This is a genomic window from Streptomyces sp. NPDC055400, assembly GCF_053644375.1.
In genome coordinates this window covers 116,809-138,568 of record NZ_JBSHLM010000018.1, presented here as the reverse complement: position 1 = coordinate 138,568, position 21,760 = coordinate 116,809, and the positions used below count along the sequence as shown (strand labels likewise).

The 21,760-nt window shown below is 71.8% G+C and carries 19 protein-coding genes; 10 read left to right on the top strand and 9 right to left on the bottom strand.

What is annotated here, in order from left to right; genetic code table 11:
* Positions 1–292 precede the first annotated feature (292 nt).
* From ACWIGU_RS37195 to ACWIGU_RS37185, 3 genes are all read left to right on the top strand, one after another.
* Positions 293–3,163: an SNF2-related protein gene (locus ACWIGU_RS37195; RefSeq protein ID WP_454406083.1), complete on the top strand. Its 2,871-nt coding sequence runs from the start codon at positions 293–295 to the stop codon at positions 3,161–3,163.
* A complete protein-coding gene (locus tag ACWIGU_RS37190; RefSeq protein ID WP_454406082.1) occupies positions 3,160–4,497 on the top strand; it encodes an SWIM zinc finger family protein in 1,338 nt (445 codons plus the stop codon). The genes ACWIGU_RS37195 and ACWIGU_RS37190 overlap by 4 nt, the downstream gene beginning before the upstream one ends.
* 330 nt (positions 4,498–4,827) lie before the next feature.
* Positions 4,828–7,017 (top strand): alpha-N-acetylglucosaminidase, encoded by a 2,190-nt coding sequence (locus tag ACWIGU_RS37185; RefSeq protein WP_454406081.1) that lies wholly within the window; start codon positions 4,828–4,830, stop codon positions 7,015–7,017.
* Positions 7,018–7,079: 62 nt separating this feature from the next.
* Here the strand turns inward: ACWIGU_RS37185 and ACWIGU_RS37180 are convergent, their stop codons facing one another.
* Positions 7,080–8,306, bottom strand: a complete 1,227-nt coding sequence (locus ACWIGU_RS37180) for an acyl-CoA dehydrogenase family protein (RefSeq protein ID WP_454406080.1) — start codon at positions 8,304–8,306, stop codon at positions 7,080–7,082.
* Between the two features lie 174 nt (positions 8,307–8,480).
* Between ACWIGU_RS37180 and ACWIGU_RS37175 the strand changes: the two genes are divergently transcribed.
* Positions 8,481–9,137 carry a TetR family transcriptional regulator gene (locus tag ACWIGU_RS37175; protein ID WP_454406079.1) on the top strand — a complete coding sequence of 219 codons (657 nt, stop codon included), beginning with the start codon at positions 8,481–8,483 and terminating at the stop codon, positions 9,135–9,137.
* 11 nt (positions 9,138–9,148) lie between these two features.
* On the opposite strand, the gene def is transcribed toward ACWIGU_RS37175, so the two are convergent.
* A complete protein-coding gene (gene def / locus ACWIGU_RS37170; RefSeq protein WP_356279910.1) occupies positions 9,149–9,700 on the bottom strand; it encodes a peptide deformylase in 552 nt (183 codons plus the stop codon).
* 141 nt (positions 9,701–9,841) lie between these two features.
* On the opposite strand from def, the gene ACWIGU_RS37165 reads away from it, so the two are divergent.
* From ACWIGU_RS37165 to ACWIGU_RS37145, 5 genes are all read left to right on the top strand, one after another.
* Positions 9,842–11,080: a Mur ligase family protein gene (locus ACWIGU_RS37165; RefSeq protein WP_227293435.1), complete on the top strand. Its 1,239-nt coding sequence runs from the start codon at positions 9,842–9,844 to the stop codon at positions 11,078–11,080.
* A 23-nt stretch (positions 11,081–11,103) separates the two neighbouring features.
* The gene (locus ACWIGU_RS37160) at positions 11,104–11,832 is read left to right on the top strand and encodes a type 1 glutamine amidotransferase (protein WP_100597529.1); all 729 of its coding nucleotides are present in this window, start codon (positions 11,104–11,106) and stop codon (positions 11,830–11,832) included.
* A 142-nt stretch (positions 11,833–11,974) separates the two neighbouring features.
* Positions 11,975–13,000: a 6-phosphofructokinase gene (locus tag ACWIGU_RS37155; RefSeq protein WP_454406078.1), complete on the top strand. Its 1,026-nt coding sequence runs from the start codon at positions 11,975–11,977 to the stop codon at positions 12,998–13,000.
* A gap of 103 nt (positions 13,001–13,103) precedes the next feature.
* Positions 13,104–14,054, top strand: a complete 951-nt coding sequence (locus tag ACWIGU_RS37150) for a cytochrome c oxidase assembly protein (RefSeq protein ID WP_454406077.1) — start codon at positions 13,104–13,106, stop codon at positions 14,052–14,054.
* An 84-nt stretch (positions 14,055–14,138) separates the two neighbouring features.
* A complete protein-coding gene (locus ACWIGU_RS37145) occupies positions 14,139–14,297 on the top strand; it encodes a hypothetical protein (RefSeq protein WP_100597532.1) in 159 nt (52 codons plus the stop codon).
* A 38-nt stretch (positions 14,298–14,335) separates the two neighbouring features.
* On the opposite strand, the gene ACWIGU_RS37140 is transcribed toward ACWIGU_RS37145, so the two are convergent.
* Complete coding sequence (locus ACWIGU_RS37140; RefSeq protein WP_454406076.1) at positions 14,336–14,725, bottom strand: SSI family serine proteinase inhibitor; 390 nt, start codon at positions 14,723–14,725, stop codon at positions 14,336–14,338.
* A gap of 190 nt (positions 14,726–14,915) precedes the next feature.
* On the opposite strand from ACWIGU_RS37140, the gene ACWIGU_RS37135 reads away from it, so the two are divergent.
* Entirely contained in the window at positions 14,916–15,638 is a 723-nt protein-coding gene (locus ACWIGU_RS37135; RefSeq protein ID WP_100597534.1) for a lysophospholipid acyltransferase family protein, read from the top strand.
* Positions 15,639–15,733: 95 nt separating this feature from the next.
* On the opposite strand, the gene ACWIGU_RS37130 is transcribed toward ACWIGU_RS37135, so the two are convergent.
* From ACWIGU_RS37130 to ACWIGU_RS37105, 6 genes are all read right to left on the bottom strand, one after another.
* A complete protein-coding gene (locus ACWIGU_RS37130) occupies positions 15,734–17,245 on the bottom strand; it encodes an alpha/beta hydrolase (protein ID WP_454406184.1) in 1,512 nt (503 codons plus the stop codon).
* A gap of 295 nt (positions 17,246–17,540) precedes the next feature.
* Positions 17,541–18,296 carry an urease accessory protein UreD gene (locus tag ACWIGU_RS37125; protein WP_454406074.1) on the bottom strand — a complete coding sequence of 252 codons (756 nt, stop codon included), beginning with the start codon at positions 18,294–18,296 and terminating at the stop codon, positions 17,541–17,543.
* Positions 18,293–18,970 (bottom strand): urease accessory protein UreG, encoded by a 678-nt coding sequence (gene ureG, locus ACWIGU_RS37120; protein WP_454406072.1) that lies wholly within the window; start codon positions 18,968–18,970, stop codon positions 18,293–18,295. Before ureG ends, ACWIGU_RS37125 begins: the two co-directional genes overlap by 4 nt.
* Before the next feature lie 64 nt (positions 18,971–19,034).
* Positions 19,035–19,709 carry an urease accessory protein UreF gene (locus ACWIGU_RS37115; protein WP_454406071.1) on the bottom strand — a complete coding sequence of 225 codons (675 nt, stop codon included), beginning with the start codon at positions 19,707–19,709 and terminating at the stop codon, positions 19,035–19,037.
* 19 nt (positions 19,710–19,728) lie between these two features.
* Positions 19,729–21,450, bottom strand: coding sequence for an urease subunit alpha (locus ACWIGU_RS37110; RefSeq protein WP_454406069.1), 1,722 nt, complete (start codon positions 21,448–21,450; stop codon positions 19,729–19,731).
* Positions 21,443–21,754 (bottom strand): urease subunit beta, encoded by a 312-nt coding sequence (locus tag ACWIGU_RS37105; RefSeq protein WP_399975483.1) that lies wholly within the window; start codon positions 21,752–21,754, stop codon positions 21,443–21,445. Before ACWIGU_RS37105 ends, ACWIGU_RS37110 begins: the two co-directional genes overlap by 8 nt.
* Positions 21,755–21,760: the final 6 nt, after the last annotated feature.

Here is a 21,760-nt window from a genome sequence, read left to right as displayed (position 1 = left end):
TGGGTGTGGCGAGAGGGCGGGGGATGGACGTACTGTCCGGACGCCCTGCTCACGAGACGGCCTGACCTCAACAAACCTAGAAATCAGCGGCCTTGGACACCATGACGCCACCACCCGACTGCGCACGGGGTTAGCACCGCCCCCGGAGGGGGGCTAGCTCCACCCCTTTCGGGCAGGGGTGACCGGCGTCACCTTGCGACACGGCACGCCGGGCTGAGTCTTGGGGTACCCTCGGCGATTCCGCCCGGTAGTCAAGTTTGAGGAATACGTCATCGCTGCCCACAGGCGCCCCGTGGCAACACTCCCCGAGATCTCCGAACTGGTCCGCTGCTGCGCGGTCTTCGTGCCCGGCGACCCGGCACGCGAAGGAAGAATCGCCTTCTGGCACCCCGACGGCGGCCGGCCCCCGTACACGGAGGCCGGCACGCCCGACGAGCTGAGCCTCGCCCTGCCCACGGACGCCGGTGCCGAGCGCGCGTCCGTACCCGCCGTCCTGCTCCCCGTACGCGCCGCGCTGCCGGTCCTCACGCGCGCGCGTGCCACCGCGCAGGCGCACCCGACCGCCGTCTTCTGGGGCGCCGCCTCCGTGCTCGCCCTCCAGTTCGCGGCGCGCGGCCTGCTGCTGCCCGGGCTCACCGCGACCGATCACGACGCCTGGCGGGCGGGCCCGTTGCGGGCCGAGGACCTGGAGCGGGTCAGGGAACTGGCCGCCGCGATGCCGCCCGAGGCCCACGCGACACCCCTGGACGGACCGGAGCCCCTCCGCCTCCCGGCGCCCGAGGCGCTGCTGCGCGCCTTCCTCGACGCCGTCGCCGACGCTCTGCCCCGCTCCCCCGCGGCGAGCCTCGCGGCGGGCGCGCCGGCCTTCGCCGCGACCGAGCCGCAGCAGGTCCCAGAACACCGCGCGTGGGCCGCCGATGTCGCCGCGGGACACGACGCGGGCGTGCGGATCTCGCTGCGCGTCGAGGTGCCGGGCCTCGACCGGGCCCTACCGGGAGCCGAGGACGAGAAGCGCGTCGCCTTCCGCGCCGTGCTCCAGATGCACAGCGTCAGCGACCCCGCGCTGGTCGCCGACGCCACCGAGGTCTGGGCGGCGTCAGGCGCTTCGGCCAAGGCCTTCGGGCCGCGGGCCCGCATGGACACCCTGCTCGCGCTACGGCGCGCCGCCCGTGCCTGGACGCCCCTCGCGCCGCTGCTCTCGGCGGCCGTCCCGGACGCCCTCGACCTGGCGGACGAGGAGATCACCGACCTACTGGGCACCGGCGCGCGGGCCCTCGCGGCGGCGGGTGTCGACGTGCACTGGCCCCGGCAGCTGGCGCGCCGGCTGAGCGCACGCGCGGTCATCGGCCCTCCGGGCGAGGGGTCACCCGGAGGGGAGAACCCTGACCGATTCCGGACGACCACCCCGTCGTTCCTCTCCGCGGACGCCCTCCTCACGTTCAACTGGCGCTTCGCGCTGGGCGACCAGGAGCTGAGCCGGGAGGAGCTCGACCGGCTCGCCGAAGCCAACCGGCCCGTCGTGCGGCTGCGCGACCAATGGGTCCTCATCGACCCCGAGGAGGCCCGGCGCGCCCGCGAGCACCAGGACCGCAAGGTCACGCCGATCGACGCGCTCGGCGCGGTCCTGACGGGCTCCACGGAGGTCGACGGCCGCCGCGTCGACGTCCACCCGACGGGGTGGCTTGCGGAGTTGCGGGAGCGGCTCGCCGACCCGGAGGGCATGGCGCCCGTCGGACAGCCCGCCGCGCTGGCCGCCGACCTGCGCGACTACCAGCTGCGCGGCCTGAACTGGCTGGCCCGGATGACCTCCCTCGGCCTCGGCGCCTGCCTCGCCGACGACATGGGCCTGGGCAAGACGATCACGCTGATCGCCCTCCACCTGCACCGGCAGACCGCCCCGGAGACCGCCGCCCCGACCCTCGTCGTCTGCCCCACGTCCCTCATGGGCAACTGGCAGCGCGAGATCGAGAGGTTCGCGCCCGGCACCCCCGTACGCCGCTTCCACGGCGGGCGCCGCAGCCTGGAGGACCTCGACCCCGGTGCATTCGTGCTCACCACGTACGGCACGATGCGGCTGGACGCCGCGCAGCTCGCGGGCGTCGACTGGGGCATGGTCGTCACCGACGAGGCGCAGCACGTCAAGAACCCGCACTCGGCGACCGCGAAGGAGCTGCGGACCATCGGCGCACGCGCGCGCGTGGCGCTCACCGGCACCCCCGTGGAGAACAACCTGTCCGAGCTGTGGGCGATCCTCGACTGGACGACCCCGGGGCTGCTCGGAAAGCTCGGCACGTTCCGCACGCGGTACGCCCGCGCGGTCGAGGAGGGCAAGGACCCCGGCGCCGCCCAGCGCCTCTCCCAACTCGTGCGCCCCTTCCTGCTCAGGCGCCGCAAGTCGGACCCCGGCATCGCGCCCGAGCTTCCGCCGAAGACCGAGACCGACCGCGCCGTGCCGCTCACCACCGAACAGACCGGGCTCTACGAGGCCGTGGTGCGCGAGACGCTCGCCGAGATCTCCGGAGCGGACGGCATCGCCCGGCGCGGGCTGATCGTCAAACTCCTCACCGGGCTCAAGCAGATCTGCAACCACCCGGCCCAGTTCCTCAAGGAGGACGAGCCGCGCATCCCCGGCCGCTCCGGCAAACTGGAACTGCTCGACGAACTGCTCGACACGATCCTCTCCGAGGACGCGAGCGTGCTGGTCTTCACCCAGTACGTGCAGATGGGTCGCCTGATCGAGCAGCATCTGGCCGCTCGCGGCGTGGCCTCGCAGTTCCTCCACGGCGGCACGCCCATCGCCGTGCGCGAGGCGATGGTGGGGCGCTTCCAGGAGGGCGAGGTGCCGGTCTTCCTGCTCTCGCTGAAGGCCGCCGGTACGGGCCTCAACCTCACCCGCGCCGAACACGTCGTGCACTACGACCGCTGGTGGAACCCCGCGGTCGAGGCGCAGGCGACGGACCGCGCGTACCGGATCGGGCAGAACAGACCGGTGCAGGTCCACCGGCTCATCGCGGAGGGAACGATCGAGGACCGGATCGCGGACATGCTGGTACGCAAGCGGGAGTTGGCCGACGCGGTGCTCGGCTCCGGCGAGGCCGCCCTGACCGAACTGACCGATTCCGAACTGGCCGATCTGGTCGAGCTGCGAGGGGGCGCACGATGACGGACCGTCACGAGTACGAGGACGACCTGTTCGACACCGAAGGCGACAGCGACAGGGCCGACGCACCGGATGAGGAGCGAGTCTTCGCGGCGCTGGCGGCCGTCCAGGGGCGTGGCTTCGCGCAGTCGTGGTGGGGGCAGACCTGGCTCAAGGCACTGGAGGACACGGCACTCGACCTTCAGCAGCTGAAGGCGGGGCGCGCACTGGCGCGCGGCGGGTCTGTGGGGGCCGTCTCGGTGCGGCCGGGGCGGGTCACCGCGCTCGTCAAGGACCGGGGTGGCGCCGTGTACCGCGCCGACGTGCTGCTGCAGCGGCTGAGTGAGGAGGAGTGGGACCGGTTCCTCGGGATGGCGGTCGAGCGGGCCGGGCACATCGCGGCGCTGCTCGACCGTGAGATGCCGCCGCACCTGGTCGAGGACGCGGCGGCGGCCGGCGTGGAACTGCTGCCCGGTATCGGCGACTTGGAGCCACGCTGCGGGTGTGACGCGTGGGACCACTGTGCCCACACGGCGGCGCTCTGCTACCAGCTGGCCCGCCTCCTCGACCAGGATCCGTTCGTACTGCTGCTGATGCGCGGGCGCGGCGAGCGGGTGCTGCTCGACGAACTCCAGGTGCGCAGCGTCGCGTCCGCCTCGGCCGGGTCCGCGGACGAGGAGACCGACGAGGGGCAGGTGGACGCGGACGGCGTCGACGCCACTGAGGCGTTCGCGGCCGGGAGCATACTGCCGCCGCTGCCCCCCGCTCCCCCGGTGCCGCCCGAGGCGGCGGTCGTGCCGTCCCTGGACACGGAGACGGAGCCGCCCGCCGGGACGGATGTGGCGGCGCTGGAGTTCCTCGGGGCGCGAGCGGCGGCCGAGGCGCACCGGATGCTGACGGACGCACTGTCTCCGGGGCACGAACTTCGCGCTCCCGACGATGAATTGACGATTGATCAGGATGCTGTCCGGCTGGCTGCGGACGCGCCCGAAGCGTGGATCGGGGCCCGGCTCGCAGAGGGGTCGGGTCGGGACGGCGAGGGCCTCGCGGCGGCGGTGCTGGCGTGGGAACACGGAGGCACCGCCGCCCTGTCCGTCCTGGAGGACGAGTGGACGCCGGACGCGGAGACGGCGGCACGCGCGCGTACCGCCGTCGAAGCGGCCTGGGACGCCGGGGAGCGCCCGCCGTTGCGGGTGACCCGCAACCGGTGGACGGCCGCCGGCACGGGTGCGCAGGCGCGCCTGGGCCGTGACGGCCGCTGGTGGCCGTACCGCAAGAACCACGACCGCTGGCTCCCGGCGGGGCCTGCGGCCCACGACCCGGCCGCCGCGCTGTCGGCTGCCGCCGGGGACGAGTGACGGTCGGCCGGGGCGGACACACACGTGCACCTGCCCCGGCCGGCCATCCGTGGAGACAAGCGACGACAGGCCGGGGTGGGCGCTCACCTGCACCCACCCCCGCCGGCCATCCCGTCCGGCGAACACCTGCCGGCCGCCGGCCCCCGTGGGGCCCGCGACCCACGACCCGGCCGCCGCGCTCTCGGCCGCCGCGGGGGACGAGTGACCTCCGGCCGGGGTGCGAGCCCAGCGCCCGCAAGCGCTTACTCCCGCGCCCTACCGAACCCACCCCGCCCTCCGTAAGATCCCCGGCGCAAGTGGTCCAGTCCACTCACGCGCTTGGAGTGCTTCATGAACATCGGTCGCCGTACCGTGCTCACCGCCCTCGGCTCCGCCGCCGCGCTCACCGCGTCCGCCTCCTGCGCCTGGGCCGAGAGCCGTACGGCCTCCCGTACCCCGGCCGCCGACGCCCTGGCCCGGCTGCTGCCGCGCCACCACGACCAGGTCACCTTCCGCACCGCTCCCCACACCGCCGGCACCGGCGACGCGTTCAGAGTGTCGGGGTCCAGCGGCCGCATACTCGTCGAAGGCACCACGCCCGCCGTGCAGTTGACCGGCTTCCACCACTACCTCCGTCACCACGCCCACGCGCACTTCTCGTGGAGCGGCGAGCAGACCGAGTCGCTGCCGGCGCGACTTCCCGGTCTCGCCACGCCCCTGACGCGCGCCGCGAACGTCGCCCACCGGTTCGCCTTCAACGACACCAACGACGGCTACACAGGCCCGTATCACGGCTGGGACTACTGGGAGCGCGAGCTCGACGTCCTCGCGCTGCACGGATTCAACGAGGTCCTCGTGTACCTCGGCGCCGACACCGTCTACCACCGCACCTTCCAGGAATTCGGTTACGACGACGCCGAGATGCGCGAGTGGATCGCGGGCCCGGCCCATCAGCCGTGGTGGCTGCTCCAGAACATGTCCGGCTTCGGCGGCCCCGTGTCGCGGCGTCTCCTCGACCGGCGCGCGGCGCTCGCCCGCACCATCGTCCGCCGGGTCCGCGAGCTCGGCATGACCCCGGTGCTCCCCGGCTACTTCGGCACCGTCCCGCCCGGCTTCGCCGAGCGGAACCCGGGCGCGCACATCGTCCCCCAGGGCGACTGGGTCGGCTTCACGCGCCCCGACTGGCTCGACCCCCGCGACCCGCACTTCGCCAGGATCGCGGAGAGGTTCTACCGCGTGCAGAGCGAACTGCTCGGCGACACCACCATGTACAAGCTCGACCTGCTGCACGAGGGCGGCAAGCCGGGTGACGTGCCGGTCGGCGAGGCCGCGAAGGCGGTCGAGAAGACGCTGCGCACCGCCCACCCCGGCGCGATCTGGAACGTCCTCGGCTGGCAGACCAACCCGCGCCGCGACATCCTCGACGCGGTCGACCGCTCGAAGATGTTCATCGTCGACGGCCTCTCCGACCGCTTCCCCTCGGTGACCGACCGCGACAAGGACTGGGCGGGCACGCCCTACGCGTTCGGCTCGATCTGGAACTTCGGCGGCCACACGACGATGGGCGCCAATACCCCCGACTGGGCTTCTCTGTACGAGAGTTGGCGCACCAAGGAGAACAGCGCCCTGGACGGCATCGCGCTCATGCCCGAGGGCGCCGACAACAATCCGGCCGCGTTCGCCCTCTTCAGCGACCTTCCGTGGACGGACGGACCCGTCGAGCTGAAGAACTGGTTCGAGCGGTGGCCGGCGCAGCGCTACGGCGGCCACGACGCGCACGCGGTGGCCGCCTGGGACGTCCTGCGCCGCACCGCGTACGGCACCACGCGCGCGGACAGCTGGAGCGAGGGCCACGACGGCCTGTTCGGCGCCCGGCCCGATCTGGACGTGTCCAGCGGCGCGTCCTGGTCGCCGGGCACACTGCGGTACGACCCCGAGGAGTTCGCGCGGGCCCTGCCCGAACTGATCGCGGTGGCACCGGGCTTGCGCCGCAGCTCCGCGTACGCCTACGACCTGATGGACGTCACCCGGCAGACGGTCTCGCACCGCAGCCGCATCCTGCTGCCGCGGATCAAGACCGCGTACGACGCCAAGGAACGCGCGGCGTTCGAGGAGCTGACGGGTGAGTGGTTCACGTGGCTCGGGCTGCTGGAGGAGACCGTCGCCACGCAGCCGCGGCATCTGCTCGGGCGCTGGATCGCCGACGCGCGCGCGTGGGGCGCCGACGAGGAGGAGCGGGACCGTCTCGAGTACGACGCCGTGTCCCTGGTGACGGTGTGGGGTCCGCGTTCGGGTGCCGACGACGGCGGGCTGCACGACTACGCGAACCGCGAGTGGGCCGGGCTCATCGGCGGCCTCTACACACTGCGCTGGCGGACCTACTTCGACGGGCTCGCGACCGCCCTCGCCGACGGCACGACACCGCGGCCGGTCGACTGGTACGCCCTTGAGGACGGCTGGGTCCGGAACCACCCGGCGTACTCCGCACGGCCCTCCGGCGACATCGTCCGCATCGCCCGCAAGGTCGCCGCCCGGCTGTGACCGCGCGGCACGACCGCTGAAGCCGGTGCCCTCCGCCGCGCGAAGGGCACCGGCCGACTTGGCTAGCGGACCGGCAGGCCCGAGAGCGTGCGGGCGATCACCAGGCGCTGGATCTCGCTGGTGCCCTCGAAGATCGTGTAGATCGCGGCGTCGCGGTGCATGCGCTCGACGGGGTACTCGCGGGTGAAGCCGTTGCCGCCGAGGATCTGGATGGCCTGGCCGGTGACCTTCTTGGCGGTCTCGCTCGCGAAGAGCTTCGACATGGAGCCCTCGGCCGACTCGAACTTCTTGCCCGTGGTCGCCATCCAGGAGGCGCGCCACACCAGGAGCCGCGCCGCGTCGATCTGCGTGCGCATGTCGGCGAGCTGGAAGGCGACGCCCTGGTTGTCGATGATCGGGCGGCCGAACTGCGTACGCGTCTTGGCGTACTCCAGGGCCTCCTCGTAGGCGGCGCGGGCCGTGCCCACCGCCATCGCGCCGACGGCCGGGCGGGACGCCTCGAACGTGGCCATGGCGGCGTTCTTCACGCGCTCGCCGCCACCGGCCTTGGCGCGCTCGCGGGCGCGCGCCATGCGCTCGTCCAGCTTGTCCTTGCCCCCGAGCAGGCAGGAGCCGGGGACGCGTACGTCCTCGAGGACGACCTCGGCGGTGTGCGAGGCGCGGATGCCGTGCTTCTTGAACTTCTGGCCCTGGGACAGACCCGGCGTGTTCGGCGGGACGATGAAGGAGGCGTGGCCCTTGGAGCCGAGCTCGGGGTCGACGACGGCGACGACGTGGACGTTGGCGATGCCGCCGTTGGTCGCCCAGGTCTTGGTGCCGTTGAGGACCCACTCGTCCTTGGCCGCGTCGTAGACCGCGCGGGTGCGCATGGAGGCGACGTCGGATCCGGCGTCCGGCTCGGACGAGCAGAAGGCGGCGACCTTGACATCGTTGGCGTCGCCGTACATCTGGGGGATCCAGGTGCCGATCTGCTCCTCGGTGCCGTTGGCGAGGACGCCGACCGCGGCGAGCCCGGTGCCGACGATCGACAGGGCTATGCCCGCGTCGCCCCAGAACAGCTCCTCCATGGCCATCGGGATGCCGAGACCCGTCGGGTCGAAGAACTGCTGCGCGTAGAAGTCCAGGGAGTAGATTCCGATCTTGGCGGCTTCCTGGATGACCGGCCACGGCGTCTCTTCGCGCTCGTCCCACTCGGCGGCCGCGGGACGGATCACATCGGCGGCGAACCCGTGGAGCCAGTCCCTGACTTCCTTCTGCTCGTCGTTCAGATCCATCGTGAACTCGGCCATGGCCCCTCCAGCACTGCGTACACTGCATACGTTACTTGCGGTAACGGCAGTGTGTTACTCGCCAGTAGCCCCTGTCAACTCCCGAGCGCCCGTTCGATGCCATTCGTTGGCGACCAGGGGTCGAGTGTTACGTTTCGCGTGCGTCAGGCCATCGCACGGGCGGGGAGAAACCTCATGGAGACCACACAGCGGACGGAACAGCAGACGTCTGCCGAGCGCCGGCGGCGCGAGCTGCTGGAGGCCGCGGACCGCGTGGTGCTCCGCGACGGGCCCGGTGCGTCCATGAACGCCATCGCGGCCGAGGCGGGCATCACCAAGCCGATCCTCTACCGGCACTTCGGCGACAAGGGCGGCCTCTACGCCGCGCTCGCCAAGCGCCACACCGACGCGCTCCTCGCCTCGCTGCGGGCCGCGCTCGACGCCCCGGCCGAGCGCCGTGAGCGGGTCGAGTCGACGCTCGACACCTATCTCGCGGCGATCGAGGCGCGGCCTCAGGTGTACCGGTTCCTCATGCACCCCTCGGAGGGCGTGTCCGAGAGCGCGGCACCGGGCGAGCAGGGCTTCTACGTCGGCAAGCACTCCGCTCCCCTGCTGCGCCGCATGGGCGAGGAGCTCGCCGAGGTCATCGAGGAGCGCGTCGATCTCGGCCCCGGCAGCCAGCAGCTCGCGCGCGTCTGGGGCCACGGGATCGTCGGCATGATGCACGCCGCGGGTGACTGGTGGCTCGGCGAAAGGCCCTGCTCGCGCAGCGAGTTGGTGCGCAGCCTCGCCGACCTGCTGTGGGGCAGGCTCGCCGCGGCGGGCGACAAGGTGGGCGGGCCGGGCTTCTAGCCCACGCAGTCTCAGGACGCCGCGTCGGTCGCCCACGGGGCCCGCGCCGCCTGCCGCAGGACCCTGCGGCGGCGCCACCCCGTGACGTGGTCCGTGTAGACCCGCCCCTCCAGGTGGTCGCACTCGTGCTGGAGGCAGCGGGCGAACCAGCCCGTGCCGTGCACGACCAGAGGTTCGCCCCGCAGGTCCACGCCCTCGACGCGGGCATGGTCGAAGCGGGGCGTGCCCGCCTCCAGGCCCGGCAGCGACAGACAGCCCTCCGGGCCGCGCACGACCACCCCGTCCGCGTCGACGAGGCGCGGGTTCACGATGTGCCCGAGGTGACGGACGTCCTCGTCGTCGGGGCAGTCGTACACGAACACCCGGGCGGACTCCCCGATCTGGTTCGCCGCGAGACCCACGCCCTGGGCGGCGTACATCGTCGCGAACAGGTCCTCCACCAGGCGGCCGAGCGAGGGCCCGAAATCCGTCACCTCCTCGCAGGGCGTGTGCAGCACGGGATCACCGAGCAGGGTCAGGGGTCGTACGCGCCCGGAGGCGCCCGGGATCGAGCCGTGTCGCATGGCCGTAAGGGTACGGTCATGGCGAGCCCCGGATCCGGGGTGGTGCCGCGGTTCGGGCTCAAAGGTGGATCTCGATAGGCTGACTCCACCAAGCGATGCCGGGGGCAGGCGCGGCGCCGTACGCAAGGAGGATCCAGAACGATGTCAGGCAACTCGGAGCCGCTGACTCCGCGGGCCAAGCTGGCCGTCACGGCGGGCAAGGCGGCCGCGGCGGTGTCTCGCGCGGCGGGCCGCGGCAGCGGATCGGTGATCGGCGGCAAGGTCGCGCTCAGGCTCGACCCCGAGCTGCTCGGGCGGCTTGCGCAGCATCTGGACGTGGTGCTCGTCTCGGCGACGAACGGCAAGACCACCACCACGCGGCTGATCGCGGAGGCCCTGCGCGCCGCCGGCCCCGTCGTGTCGAACGCGCTCGGCGCGAACATGCCCGCGGGCATCACCTCGGCACTCGCCGGCGGCTCGGACGCGAAGTTCGGCGTGATCGAGGTCGACGAGAAGTACCTCGCGGGCGTCGCCCGCGACACCGCCCCCAAGGCGATCGCGCTGCTCAACCTCTCGCGCGACCAGCTCGACCGCGCCGCCGAGACCCGCATGCTCGCCGAGAAGTGGCGTGAGGGCCTGGCCGGTTCGAAGGCGATCGTGATCGCGAACGCGGACGACCCGCTGGTCGTCTGGGCCTCGTCCTCCTCGCCGAACGTGGTGTGGGTCGCCGCCGGCCAGGAGTGGAAGGACGACGCGTGGTCCTGCCCGTCGTGCGGCGGCGTGATGCAGCGCCCCGGCGACGACTGGTACTGCGGCGAGTGCGGCTTCCGCCGTCCGACGCCCAGCTGGGCGCTCCAGGGCGACTACGTCCTCGACCCGCACGGCTCGGCCTGGCCGATCCACCTCCAGCTCCCCGGCCGCGCCAACAAGGCGAACGCGACCTCGTCGGCCGCCGTCGCCGCGTGCTTCGGCGTGCCGCCCCAGGTGGCCCTCGAGCGCATGTACCAGGTGCAGGCGGTCGCGGGACGCTACGACGTCGTGCAGTTCCTCGGCCGTGACCTGCGTCTGCTGCTCGCGAAGAACCCGGCGGGCTGGCTCGAAACGTTTTCCCTGATCGACCCGCCGCCCACCCCGGTGATCCTTTCGGTCAACGCGCGCGGCGCCGACGGCACCGACACCTCCTGGCTGTGGGACGTCGACTACACGCGTCTGGCCGGTCACCCGATCTTCGTGATCGGCGACCGCAGGCTCGACCTCGCCGTGCGCCTCGAGGTCGCCGGCCTGGACTTCCGGGTCTGCGAGAGCGTCGACGAGGCGGTGCAGTCCGCCCCGCCCGGGCGGATCGAGCTGATCGCCAACTACACCGCGTTCCAGGACGTCCGCCGCCGCGTCGGCAACTGAGACCCCGCAGAGGATTCATGAGCATGAGCGACAACGGCCTTCGTCTGGTCTGGGTCTACCCCGACCTCCTGAGCACGTACGGCGACCAGGGCAACGCCCTCGTCGTGGAGCGCCGCGCCCGCCAGCGCCGCCTCGACGTGCACCGGCTCGACGTGCGCAGCGACCAGCCGGTGCCCACCTCCGGCGACATCTATCTGATCGGCGGCGGTGAGGACCGGCCGCAGCGTCTCGCCGCGGAGCGGCTTCGGCGTGACGGCGGTCTCCAGCGCGCCGTGGCCAACGGCGCGATCGTCTTCTCGGTCTGCGCCGGTTACCAGATCCTCGGCCACGAGTTCATCAACGACCTGGGCGAGCGCGAGCAGGGCCTCGGCCTGCTCGACGTGGTGTCCACGCGTGGTGAGGGCGAGCGGTGCGTCGGCGACGTACTGGGCGACATCGACCCGCAGTTGGGGCTCCCCCCGCTGACGGGCTTCGAGAACCACCAGGGCATCACGCACCTCGGCCCGTCGGCGCGGCCCTTCGCGCGCGTGCAGATCGGCAAGGGCAACGGCACGGGTGACGGCACGGAGGGCGCGTTCAACGACACCGTGTTCGGCACGTACATGCACGGACCCGTCCTCGCCCGCAACCCGCTGATCGCGGACCTGCTCCTGAAGCTGGCCCTCGACGTCAACGCGCTTCCGCCGGTCGACGACCGCTGGTACGAGGCGCTGCGCAACGAGCGGATCGCGTCGGCCCAGCAGCCCGCCTGATCGCTGTCCCGCACAAGTGAGCGGGTCAGTCCAGCAGGCGGACGTCAGGTGCGGCCCCGCCCCCTCCCGCCGGTAGGGTGGCGGGGATCCAGCCGGACAAAGTGGTCCGGTCATCGGCCCACTTTGCAAAGGTTCCCGGGCTATGCGTATTGGTGTCCTCACCTCCGGCGGAGACTGCCCCGGCCTGAACGCCGTGATTCGTTCGGTCGTGCACCGTGCCGTCGTCGACCACGGCGACGAGGTCATCGGCTTCCACGACGGCTGGAAGGGCCTGCTGGAGTGCGACTACCGCAAGCTCGACCTGGACGCGGTGGGCGGCATCCTCGCCCGCGGCGGCACGATCCTCGGCTCCTCCCGTGTCCAGCCCGCGCATCTGCGCGACGGCGTGGAGCGGGCCAAGGGCCACGTCACGGATCTGGGTCTTGACGCGATCATCCCGATCGGCGGAGAGGGCACGCTCAAGGCGGCCCGCCTCCTGTCCGACGGCGGCCTCCCGATCGTCGGCGTACCGAAGACGATCGACAACGACATCGCCGTCACGGACGTCACCTTCGGCTTCGACACGGCCGTCGGCGTCGCGACCGAGGCGCTCGACCGCCTCAAGACGACCGCCGAGTCCCACCAGCGCGTCCTGATCGTCGAGGTCATGGGCCGTCACACCGGCTGGATCGCGCTGCACTCGGGCATGGCCGCGGGCGCCCACGCCATCGTCGTGCCGGAGCGCCCCTTCGACATCGAGGAGCTGGCCGCGAAGGTCGGCGAGCGGTTCTCCGCGGGCAAGAAGTTCGCCATCGTCGTGGCCGCCGAGGGCGCCAAGCCCGCCCCCGGCTCCATGGAGTTCGACGAGGGCGTCAAGGACATGTACGGCCACGAGCGCTTCGCGGGCATCGCCACGCGGCTCTCCGGCGAGCTGGAGCAGCGCCTCGGCAAGGAGGCCCGCCCGGTGATCCTCGGTCACGTGCAGCGCGGCGGCACCCCCACCGCGTACGACCGGGTGCTCGCCACGCGCTTCGGCTGGCACGCCGTCGAGGCCGTGCACCGCGGCGAGTTCGGCATGATGACGGCGCTGCGCGGCACGGACATCGTGATGGTGTCGCTCGCCGAGGCCGTCGAGACACTGAAGACGGTTCCGCAGGAGCGGTACGCCGAGGCGGAGTGCGTTCTGTAGTTCGCTCTTGAAGAGTCTGCCCCCGGTCGCGACCGCGACCGGGGGCAGTTCTACTCTGGTGCGGACAGACAGCCCACAACCAGTACCAATCAGGAGCCGGCGGATGGATCACAGCGGGCACGGCATGAACATGGATCTGCCGCCGTTCACGCTGGGGCGAGGCCTCGCATGGTCGGCGGACCCCTTCTTCCTGATCGGGTGCCTGGTGGCGCTCGGCCTGTACGGCTGGGGTGTCGTGCGGCTCGCGCGGCGCGGTGACAGCTGGCAGGTGGGCCGCACGCTGTCGTTCGTCATCGGCGTGCTGACCGTGATGCTGGTGATGTGCACCAAGCTGAACGACTACGGCATGGTCATGTTCTCCGTGCACATGGTGCAGCACATGGTGATCAGCATGCTGTCGCCCATCCTGCTCCTGATGGGCGCGCCGATCACGCTCGCGCTGCGGGCGATGCCGGTGGCGCGGCGCGGCTCGAGGGGGCCGCGCGAGCTGCTCCTGATGCTGCTGCACAGCCGGTACCTGCGGATCATCACGCATCCCGCGTTCACGATCCCGCTGTTCATCGCGAGCCTGTACGCGCTCTACTTCACGCCGATCTTCGACACCCTGATGGGTTCGAAGGTCGGGCACATCGGCATGATGGTGCACTTCCTCGCCGTCGGCCTGGTCTTCTTCTGGCCGATCATGGGCGTGGACCCGGGCCCGCACCGCCCTGGCTATGTGATGCGGATGCTGGAGCTCTTCGCGGGCATGCCCTTCCACGCCTTCTTCGGCATCGCGCTGATGATGGCGTCCGGGCCGATGATCGGCACGTACGAGCACCCGCCGGCCTCGCTCGGGATCGACGCGCTGGCGGACCAGACGGCGGCGGGCGGCATCGCCTGGGCGTTCAGCGAGGTGCCCTCGGTGCTCGTGCTGCTCGCGCTGCTCTTCCAGTGGAAGAAGTCCGAGGACCGGCAGGCGCGCCGCAAGGACCGGGCCGCTGACCGTGACGGTGACCAGGAGCTTGTCGCGTACAACGCGTATCTCGCCTCACTGAACACGCGCGGCCGGTAGCGCCCGGCGCCCCTGAGGGGTGACCATGGTGTTCAGCCGTGGTCCGGGCGCTGCGCCGTCCGGGTTGCCGGGAGGAGGCGGGCCATGCCCGGATCGATGAAGACGATGGGGGTGCTCACCGTCGGCGCCCTCGTCGCGGTGACGGCCTACACGGTGGCGCTCGGGAGCAACGGCTGGCTGTGGTTCGGCTGGGTCGTGCTCGGTCTGCTCACCCTCGGGATGGCCGCGTCGCGCAGCACCTGACGCGTGGCCCGGTGCCGCGCGAGAGCGGGTCCCGCGCGTCAGAAGCGGAAGACCGACCCGGTCGACGCGTTCATCGTGCAGGCGTTGGCGAACGTCTTCTGCCAGGTGATCTTCTTGCCGCGGTACGTCCCGTTCGCGGTCACGGTGACCGGGGCGTAGACCTGGGTGCACATTTCCGGGTCCGGGTTCAGCGCGTCCAGATCCCCCTGCGCCCCGTCGAGTGCGACGCACGCCTCTGCCGCGTGGGGATGGTGCCCGGACGCCCCCGGCTCGCAGCGCAGCAGCTCACCGCGCATCCATGAGCCCTGATCCCCGGAGACGGTGAGGAAGAGCCCCTGGGGCGCGGGCGGGTCGGTGGCGGTGGCTCGGGCGGGGCCGGCCGCGGCGAGGGCGGTGAGGGCTGCGGCGGCGAGAACGAGCGGACGCATCACGGGACCTCCGGTGAGGGTGCGGGACGAAGGGAGGCCAGGGGACTCCCCGTCCCGGGCGGCCGCAAAGCGGACGCGCCGTGCGGTCCCCCGGTGGGAGGCCCGGCGAGGTCCGAACGGGCTCTCGCGCGCGGGCCGACGATTGGTTACTGTGCGCACGCATCTCGATCTACGGGGAAGGCGGCCCAGCATGTTCTACCGACTGCTCAAGTACGTGATTCTGGGCCCACTGCTGCGGCTGGTGTTCCGGCCCCGGATCGAGGGGCTCGACCATGTGCCGGAGTCGGGCGCGGCGATCGTCGCGGGCAATCACCTGTCGTTCTCGGACCACTTCCTGATGCCGGCCATCCTGAAGCGGCGCATCACGTTCCTGGCGAAGGCGGAGTACTTCACGGGGCCCGGCATCAGGGGCCGGCTGACCGCCGCGTTCTTCCGCAGCGCCGGACAGATCCCCGTGGACCGCTCCGGCAGAGCGGCGGGCCAGGCCGCGATCCGCGAGGGCCTCGGCGTGCTCAGCAAGGGCGAGCTGCTCGGCATCTACCCCGAGGGCACGCGCTCGCACGACGGGCGGCTCTACAAGGGCAAGGTCGGCGTGGCCGCGATGGCGCTCAAGGGGCAGGTCCCGGTGATCCCCTGCGCGATGATCGGCACGTTCGAGGCGCAGCCGCCCGGCCAGGTCATCCCGAACCTCCACCGCGTGACGATCCGCTTCGGCGAGCCCCTGGACTTCTCGCGCTACGCGGGCATGGACGGCGAGAAGGCGATCCTCCGCGCGGTCACGGACGAGATCATCTACGCGATCCTCGGCCTGTCCGGCCAGGAGTACGTCGACAAGTACGCGGCCGACGTCAAGGCCGAGGCCGAAGCGGCGAAGGACAAGGCCCGCAAGTTCCCGCGGATGCCGCTGAGCTGAGCCCGGGCCGGATCGAGCGCCCGGCAGCGACGGCATGATGACGGCCCGGCCTCTTGGGGAGGCCGGGCCATCACGTGTTCACCGCGGGACGGTGGTTACGGCTTGGGCGTGGCGTGCGGGGCGCACGTCACGTCCTTGCTGTCCGTCTTGCCGGTGAGCAGGTAGGTGTCGACCCGGTCGTTGATGCACGGGTTGGTCAGGCCGGTGACACCGTGGGAGCCCGCGTCCTTCTCGGTGATCAGGCGCGAGCCCTTGAAGCGCTGGTGCAGCTCGACGGCGCCCTTGTAGGGGGTGGCCGCGTCGCGGGTGGACTGGACGATCAGGACGGCGGGCAGGCCCTTGCCGGTCTTCACGTTCACGGGGGTCTGCTGCTTGGTGGGCCAGGTGGCGCACGGCAGGTTCATCCACGCGTTCGCCCACGTCATGAACGGATAGTCCTTGTGCAGACGCGTGTTGTCGCGGTCCCACTTGTTCCAGCTGGTGGGCCACTTGGCGTCGGCGCACTCGACGGCGGTGTAGACCGCGTTGCCGTTCTCCGACGCGGCGTTGCCCGCGGTGTCCGACATGTCGGGGGCCGCGGCGTCGACGAGCGCCTGGGTGTCGCCGGCGACGTACTTGCTCCACACCTGCGCGACCGGCACCCACGACGAGTCGTAGTACGGGGCGCTCTGGAAGAAGGCGATCAGCTCGGCGGGGCCGACGACGCCGCCGATGGGGTTGTTCTTGGCGGCGGCGCGCAGCTTCAGCCACTGGTCCTCGACCTTGGCCTGCGTGTCACCGAGGTGGAAGGAGGCGTCGTTCTTGGCCACCCACGAGGTCCAGTCGTTCCAGCGGCCCTGGAAGGCGACGTCCTGGCCGAGGTTGGCCTCGTACCAGATGTTGTCGCGCGACGGGTCGACGACGCTGTCGACGACCATGCGGCGGACGTGGCCCGGGAAGAGCGTGCCGTAGACGGCGCCCAGGTACGTGCCGTAGGAGACGCCCAGGTAGTTGAGCTTCTTCTCGCCGAGGGCGGCACGGATGACGTCGAGGTCGCGCGCGGTGTTCGGCGTGGTCATCTGCGGCAGCATGTCGCCGCTGCGCTGGGCGCAGCCGTCCGCGTACTCCTTGGCGAGCTTGCGCTGGCCGAGCTTGTCGGCCTCGGAGTCGGGGACCGGGTCGGCCTTGGGGGCCTTCACGAACTCCTGCGGGTCGATGCAGGAGATCGGCGCGGAGTGGCCGACGCCGCGCGGGTCGAAGCCCACGAAGTCGTACGCCTTCGACGTCTTGGTCCACAGCGGGTTCTTGTTGGTGACGCGCGTCGGGAAGCGCATGCCGGAGCCGCCGGGGCCGCCCGGGTTGTAGACGAGGGCGCCCTGGCGCTCGTCCTTGGTGCCGGTGGAGCCTATGCGGTCGACGGCGAGCTTGATCTGCTTGCCGTACGGCTTCGCGTAGTCGAGCGGCACCGTCACCCAGCCGCACTGGATGGGCTTGGCTATGCCCCAGTCGGCGGGGCAGTCCTTCCAGTCGATGCCGGCCTTGGCGGCACGGGCCGCCGCGACGGCCGCACCGCGGGCCTCACGGTCCTGGCCGGTCCGGGAGTCCGCGCTCGCCACCGGCGCCGCCATCGCTCCGGCAATCAGGGTCGCCGCCACCAGGGTTCCGGCGGAGCCGATCACCGCCGTCCGGCTGCTTCGACTGGTAAGTCGAGTCCGTCTCAACTGAGGCCTCCGTACGTCGATTCGATCGTTACTTCGATCGGGTTCTCGATCAGTACGGGGATCCTTGCGCCTGCACCGCCCCCGGCAACAGGGACAGTTGACGTTCTTTACCAATCCGATAAACGGTATAACTCGTCCCGGTGAGCGGAATGGGCCCGTACGGTCGTTTGGTTCGGACCGGCCGGGCCCCTTGGGCCGTCGCTCAGGACAGGCGGCGCAGGGCCTCGTCGAGCGTTCCGCGCAGCCGCAGCGCGTCGGACGCGAGGGCCGTGACCAGGACGGCGGGCCCGGCGAGCGGCGTCAGCGCGGCGTTCTCGCCGAGCAGCGCGGACTGCGGTTTGTCCGTCTCGAACTCGGGCCGTACAACGATGAGTTGGCCGAACGCCCGGTGTCCCGCGAGCACGGCGGGGCCGTCCCAGCCGGCGGGCGCGCCCGGGCCGCAGGCCAGTTCCTGGTCGAACAGGGGCCGGCCCGCGCGATGGACCGTGAGCCTGCTGGTCAGTCGGCCCGGGTCCTCCCCCGTACGCCCGAGCACCTGTTCCTCACGCAGTACGAGCCGGGCACCCGGAGTGAGTTCGGCCCGCGTGGTGACCCTCAGGTCGCTCTCGCACGCGGAGATCAACTGCTCGGGCATCCAGTGCAGTTCGGCCCCGTCGTCGACCGTGAGGCGGACGTCGTAGCGCGCCTCGCCCTTGGCCTGGCCGGGCAGGGCGATCGTCGCGGCGACGGACCCGATGCGCAGGCGGGCACCGGCCGTCGCATGCGCCTCGACACTCATGCGGTCGCCGCCGAGCGGCCCGCTCATCGCGCCGACGAGCATGACGCGCGCGTCGGGACCGGTCGAGCGGATGCGGCGCAGGGCCAGGGAGCCCTCTCCGTCGAGGACCGGCAGACAGGTGCCGCCACGGCCGTCGTCGCTCGCCGTGATGCGGGCCGTGGAGCGTACGCCTGCGGTCATGCCGTCCACGCGGTGAGCTGTGCGCGCACCCAGTCGGCGACCTCGCGCACACCGTCGGCGGAGCGCAGGGACTGGAGGACGACGGGGAGTTCGGCGCGCTGGGCCTTGGCGTCGGCGGACATCCGGGCGAGGTCGGAGCCGACGTACGGGGCGAGGTCCGTCTTGTTGATGACGAGCAGGTCGGCGGTGGTGACGCCGGGGCCGCCCTTGCGCGGGATGTCGTCGCCGCCGGCGACGTCGATGACGAAGACCTGCGCGTCGACGAGGCCGCGCGAGAACGTGGCGGTGAGGTTGTCGCCGCCGGACTCGACGAGGATCAGGTCGAGCGGTCCGACCTCGTCCTCCAGGTCCTCCACGGCCTCCAGGTTGGCGGAGATGTCGTCGCGGATGGCGGTGTGCGGGCAGGCGCCGGTCTCCACGGCGGTGATGCGCTCGGGCGGCAGCACGGCCTCGCGGAGCAGGAACTCGGCGTCCTCACGTGTGTAGATGTCGTTCGTCACGACGGCGAGGGACAACTCGTCGCGCAGCGCGCGGCAGAGCGCGGCGACGGTGGCCGTCTTCCCGGAGCCGACGGGGCCGCCGAGGCCGATACGGAGGGCGCGGCGGGTGCCGTCGCGGCGGCGGGCGTCGGCGCTGACCGCGGCGGGGCCGTCGTGCGAGTGGTCGAGGTGCATGGTGTTGCTCCAATCGTTCAGTGGAGAGGCAGGGCGCCCAAAGGCGTGTCCGCCGCGTCGCGCCCTAGGACGCGAACAGGCGCACAGCCCAGGCCGCGTGGGCCTCGGCCCCCACCTCCAGCAGCGGCGCGGACGCCGCGGGCAGTGCATCCGCCCCTTCGGTGACGGCTCGTGCCGCTGCCTCGGCGGCCGCCGTCGCGACGCGGTCGATGTCGTCCGCGAGGCGTGCGAGCCCCGCCGTCGCGTCGAACGGATCGAGGCTGAGCAACCTGACCGTCGCGGTGGCGGGCCCGCTGACGCTCTCGTACGCGGAGCAGTAGGCGGCGTCGACGGGGCCGAGGCCCGCGGCCCGCGCGGTGAGGCCGAGGACCACCGGCTGGTGGGCCCCTTTGGGGAACCGCCGGGCGAGCGCGTCGAGTTCGGGATGCGGCCAGGCCGCGCGCGCCGCGCGCATGAGCTGTCTGCCGAGCCTGCGCGCAGCGGTGCGCAGGGCGGGTGACGGTGTACGGGCGTCGGCGGCCTCGTCCAGGGCGACCGGGTCGAGGCCGAGCGCGGCGGCGGCCGCCAGGGACGCCGACACCAGTCCCGTGGTGTGCAGACGGCCCCGGCAGAATTCCTCCAGGCTCGCCGCGCCCGTGATGCGTCCCGCCTTGACGGCGGCCTCCGCCCCGCCGGAGTGGGCGTGCCCTCCGGCGGGGAAGCGGCCGTCGGCCAGGACGAGGAGTGCGGCTCGTGTCATATCTCTTCTTCTCGGCCCGTCAGAACAGGAAGTACCGCTGGGCGAGCGGCAGTTCGGCGGCGGGCGCGGGTTCGACGAGTTCGCCGTCGATGGTGACGGCGAAGCTGTCGGGGGCGACCTCGACCCGCGGCAGCGCGTCGTTCTCCCGCATGTCCGCCTTCGTGCGTCCCCGCGTCGAGCGGATCGGCACGAACTTCCTGTCGAGGCCGAGGCGTTCGGGCAGCCCGTCGTCGAGGGCGGTCTGCGTCACGTAGAAGAACGAGTTCGAGGCGGGGGCCCTGCCGTGGGCGCCGAACATGGGGCGGGGCAGGACGGGCTGCGGCGTGGGGATGGACGCGTTGGCGTCACCCATTTGGGCGTACGCGATCTGGCCGCCCTTGATGACGAGCTGTGGCTTGACGCCGAAGAACCGGGGGTCCCAGAGCACGAGGTCGGCGAGCTTGCCGGTCTCGACGGAGCCGATCTCGTGGTCGATGCCCTGTGCGACGGCCGCGTTGATCGTGTACTTGGCGACATAGCGACGGGCGCGCAGGTTGTCGGCGCGCGTGTCGCCGGGGAGCTGGCCGCGGCGGCGCTTCATGACGTGCGCGGTCTGCCAGGTCCGCAGGACGACCTCGCCGACGCGGCCCATCGCCTGGGAGTCCGAGGACATGATCGAGATGGCGCCGATGTCGTGGAGGATGTCCTCGGCCGCGATGGTGGTGGGCCGGATCCGGGACTCGGCGAAGGCCAGGTCCTCGGGGACGGCCGGGTTGAGGTGGTGGCAGACCATCAGCATGTCGAGGTGTTCCTCGACGGTGTTGACGGTGTGCGGCCGCGTCGGGTTGGTCGAGCTCGGCAGCATGTTGGGCAGCGAGACGGCCGTGATCATGTCAGGAGCGTGTCCGCCGCCCGCGCCCTCGACGTGGAAGGCGTGCAGGGTGCGGCCGGCCACGGCATCGAAGGTGGCGTCGACGAAGCCCGCCTCGTTCAGGGTGTCCGTGTGGACGGCGAGCTGCGCGCCGGTGTCCTCACAGACGTTGAGGCAGGCGTCGATGACGGCGGGGGTCGCTCCCCAGTCCTCGTGGATCTTGAAGCTGACGGCGCCGCCGCGCAGTTGGGCGTACATGGACTCGGCGGAGGTGGTGTTGCCCTTGCCGAGGAAGCCGATGTTGACGGGGCTCGACTCCATCGCCTCGAACATGCGGGCAAGGTGCCACGAACCAGGGGTGATCGTGGTCGCCTTGGAGCCCTCCGCCGGGCCGGTGCCGCCGCCGATCAGCGTGGTGACACCGGAGGCGAGCGCCTCGTCGACGATGGTCGGCGAGATGAAGTGGATGTGGGTGTCGATGGCGCCCGCGGTGACGATCTTGCCGTTGCCGGCGAGGATCTCGGTCTCGGGGCCGATGACGAGGCCGGGGTGGACGCCGTCCATCGTGTCGGGGTTGCCGGACTTGCCGATCGCGGTGATCCGGCCGTCCCGGATGCCGATGTCGGCCTTGACGATGCCCCAGTGGTCGACGATCACGGCGCCGGTGATGACGGTGTCGGGGGCGCCGTCTGCGCGCGTAGCGCGTGACTGGCCCATGGACTCGCGGATCACCTTGCCGCCGCCGAACACGGACTCGTCACCGGAGAGTCCGGGGCCGCCGGAGCGGTCCTCCTCGATCTCGATCAGCAGGTCGGTGTCCGCGAGGCGGATGCGGTCGCCGGTGGTGGGGCCGAACAGGTCGGCGTAGGCGGCGCGGGAGAGTTCAGCCATCGAGGGCACCTCCGGTCCGGCCCCGCAGACCGGGCACGATGCGCCGGCCGGCCAGGGGCACGAGTTCGATGTCGACAGGGATTCCGGGCTCGAAGCGCACGGCGGTCCCCGCGGCGATGTTGAGTCGCAGACCGTGCGCTGCGGCACGGTCGAACTCCAGACCGGGATTGGCCTCGGCGAAGTGGTAGTGGGAGCCGACCTGGACGGGCCGGTCGGCGGCGTTGAGCACGGTCAGACGGGTGACCTCGCGGCCCTCGTTGAACACGACGGGCTCGTCCGCGAAGAGGATCTCTCCGGGAATCATGGACGC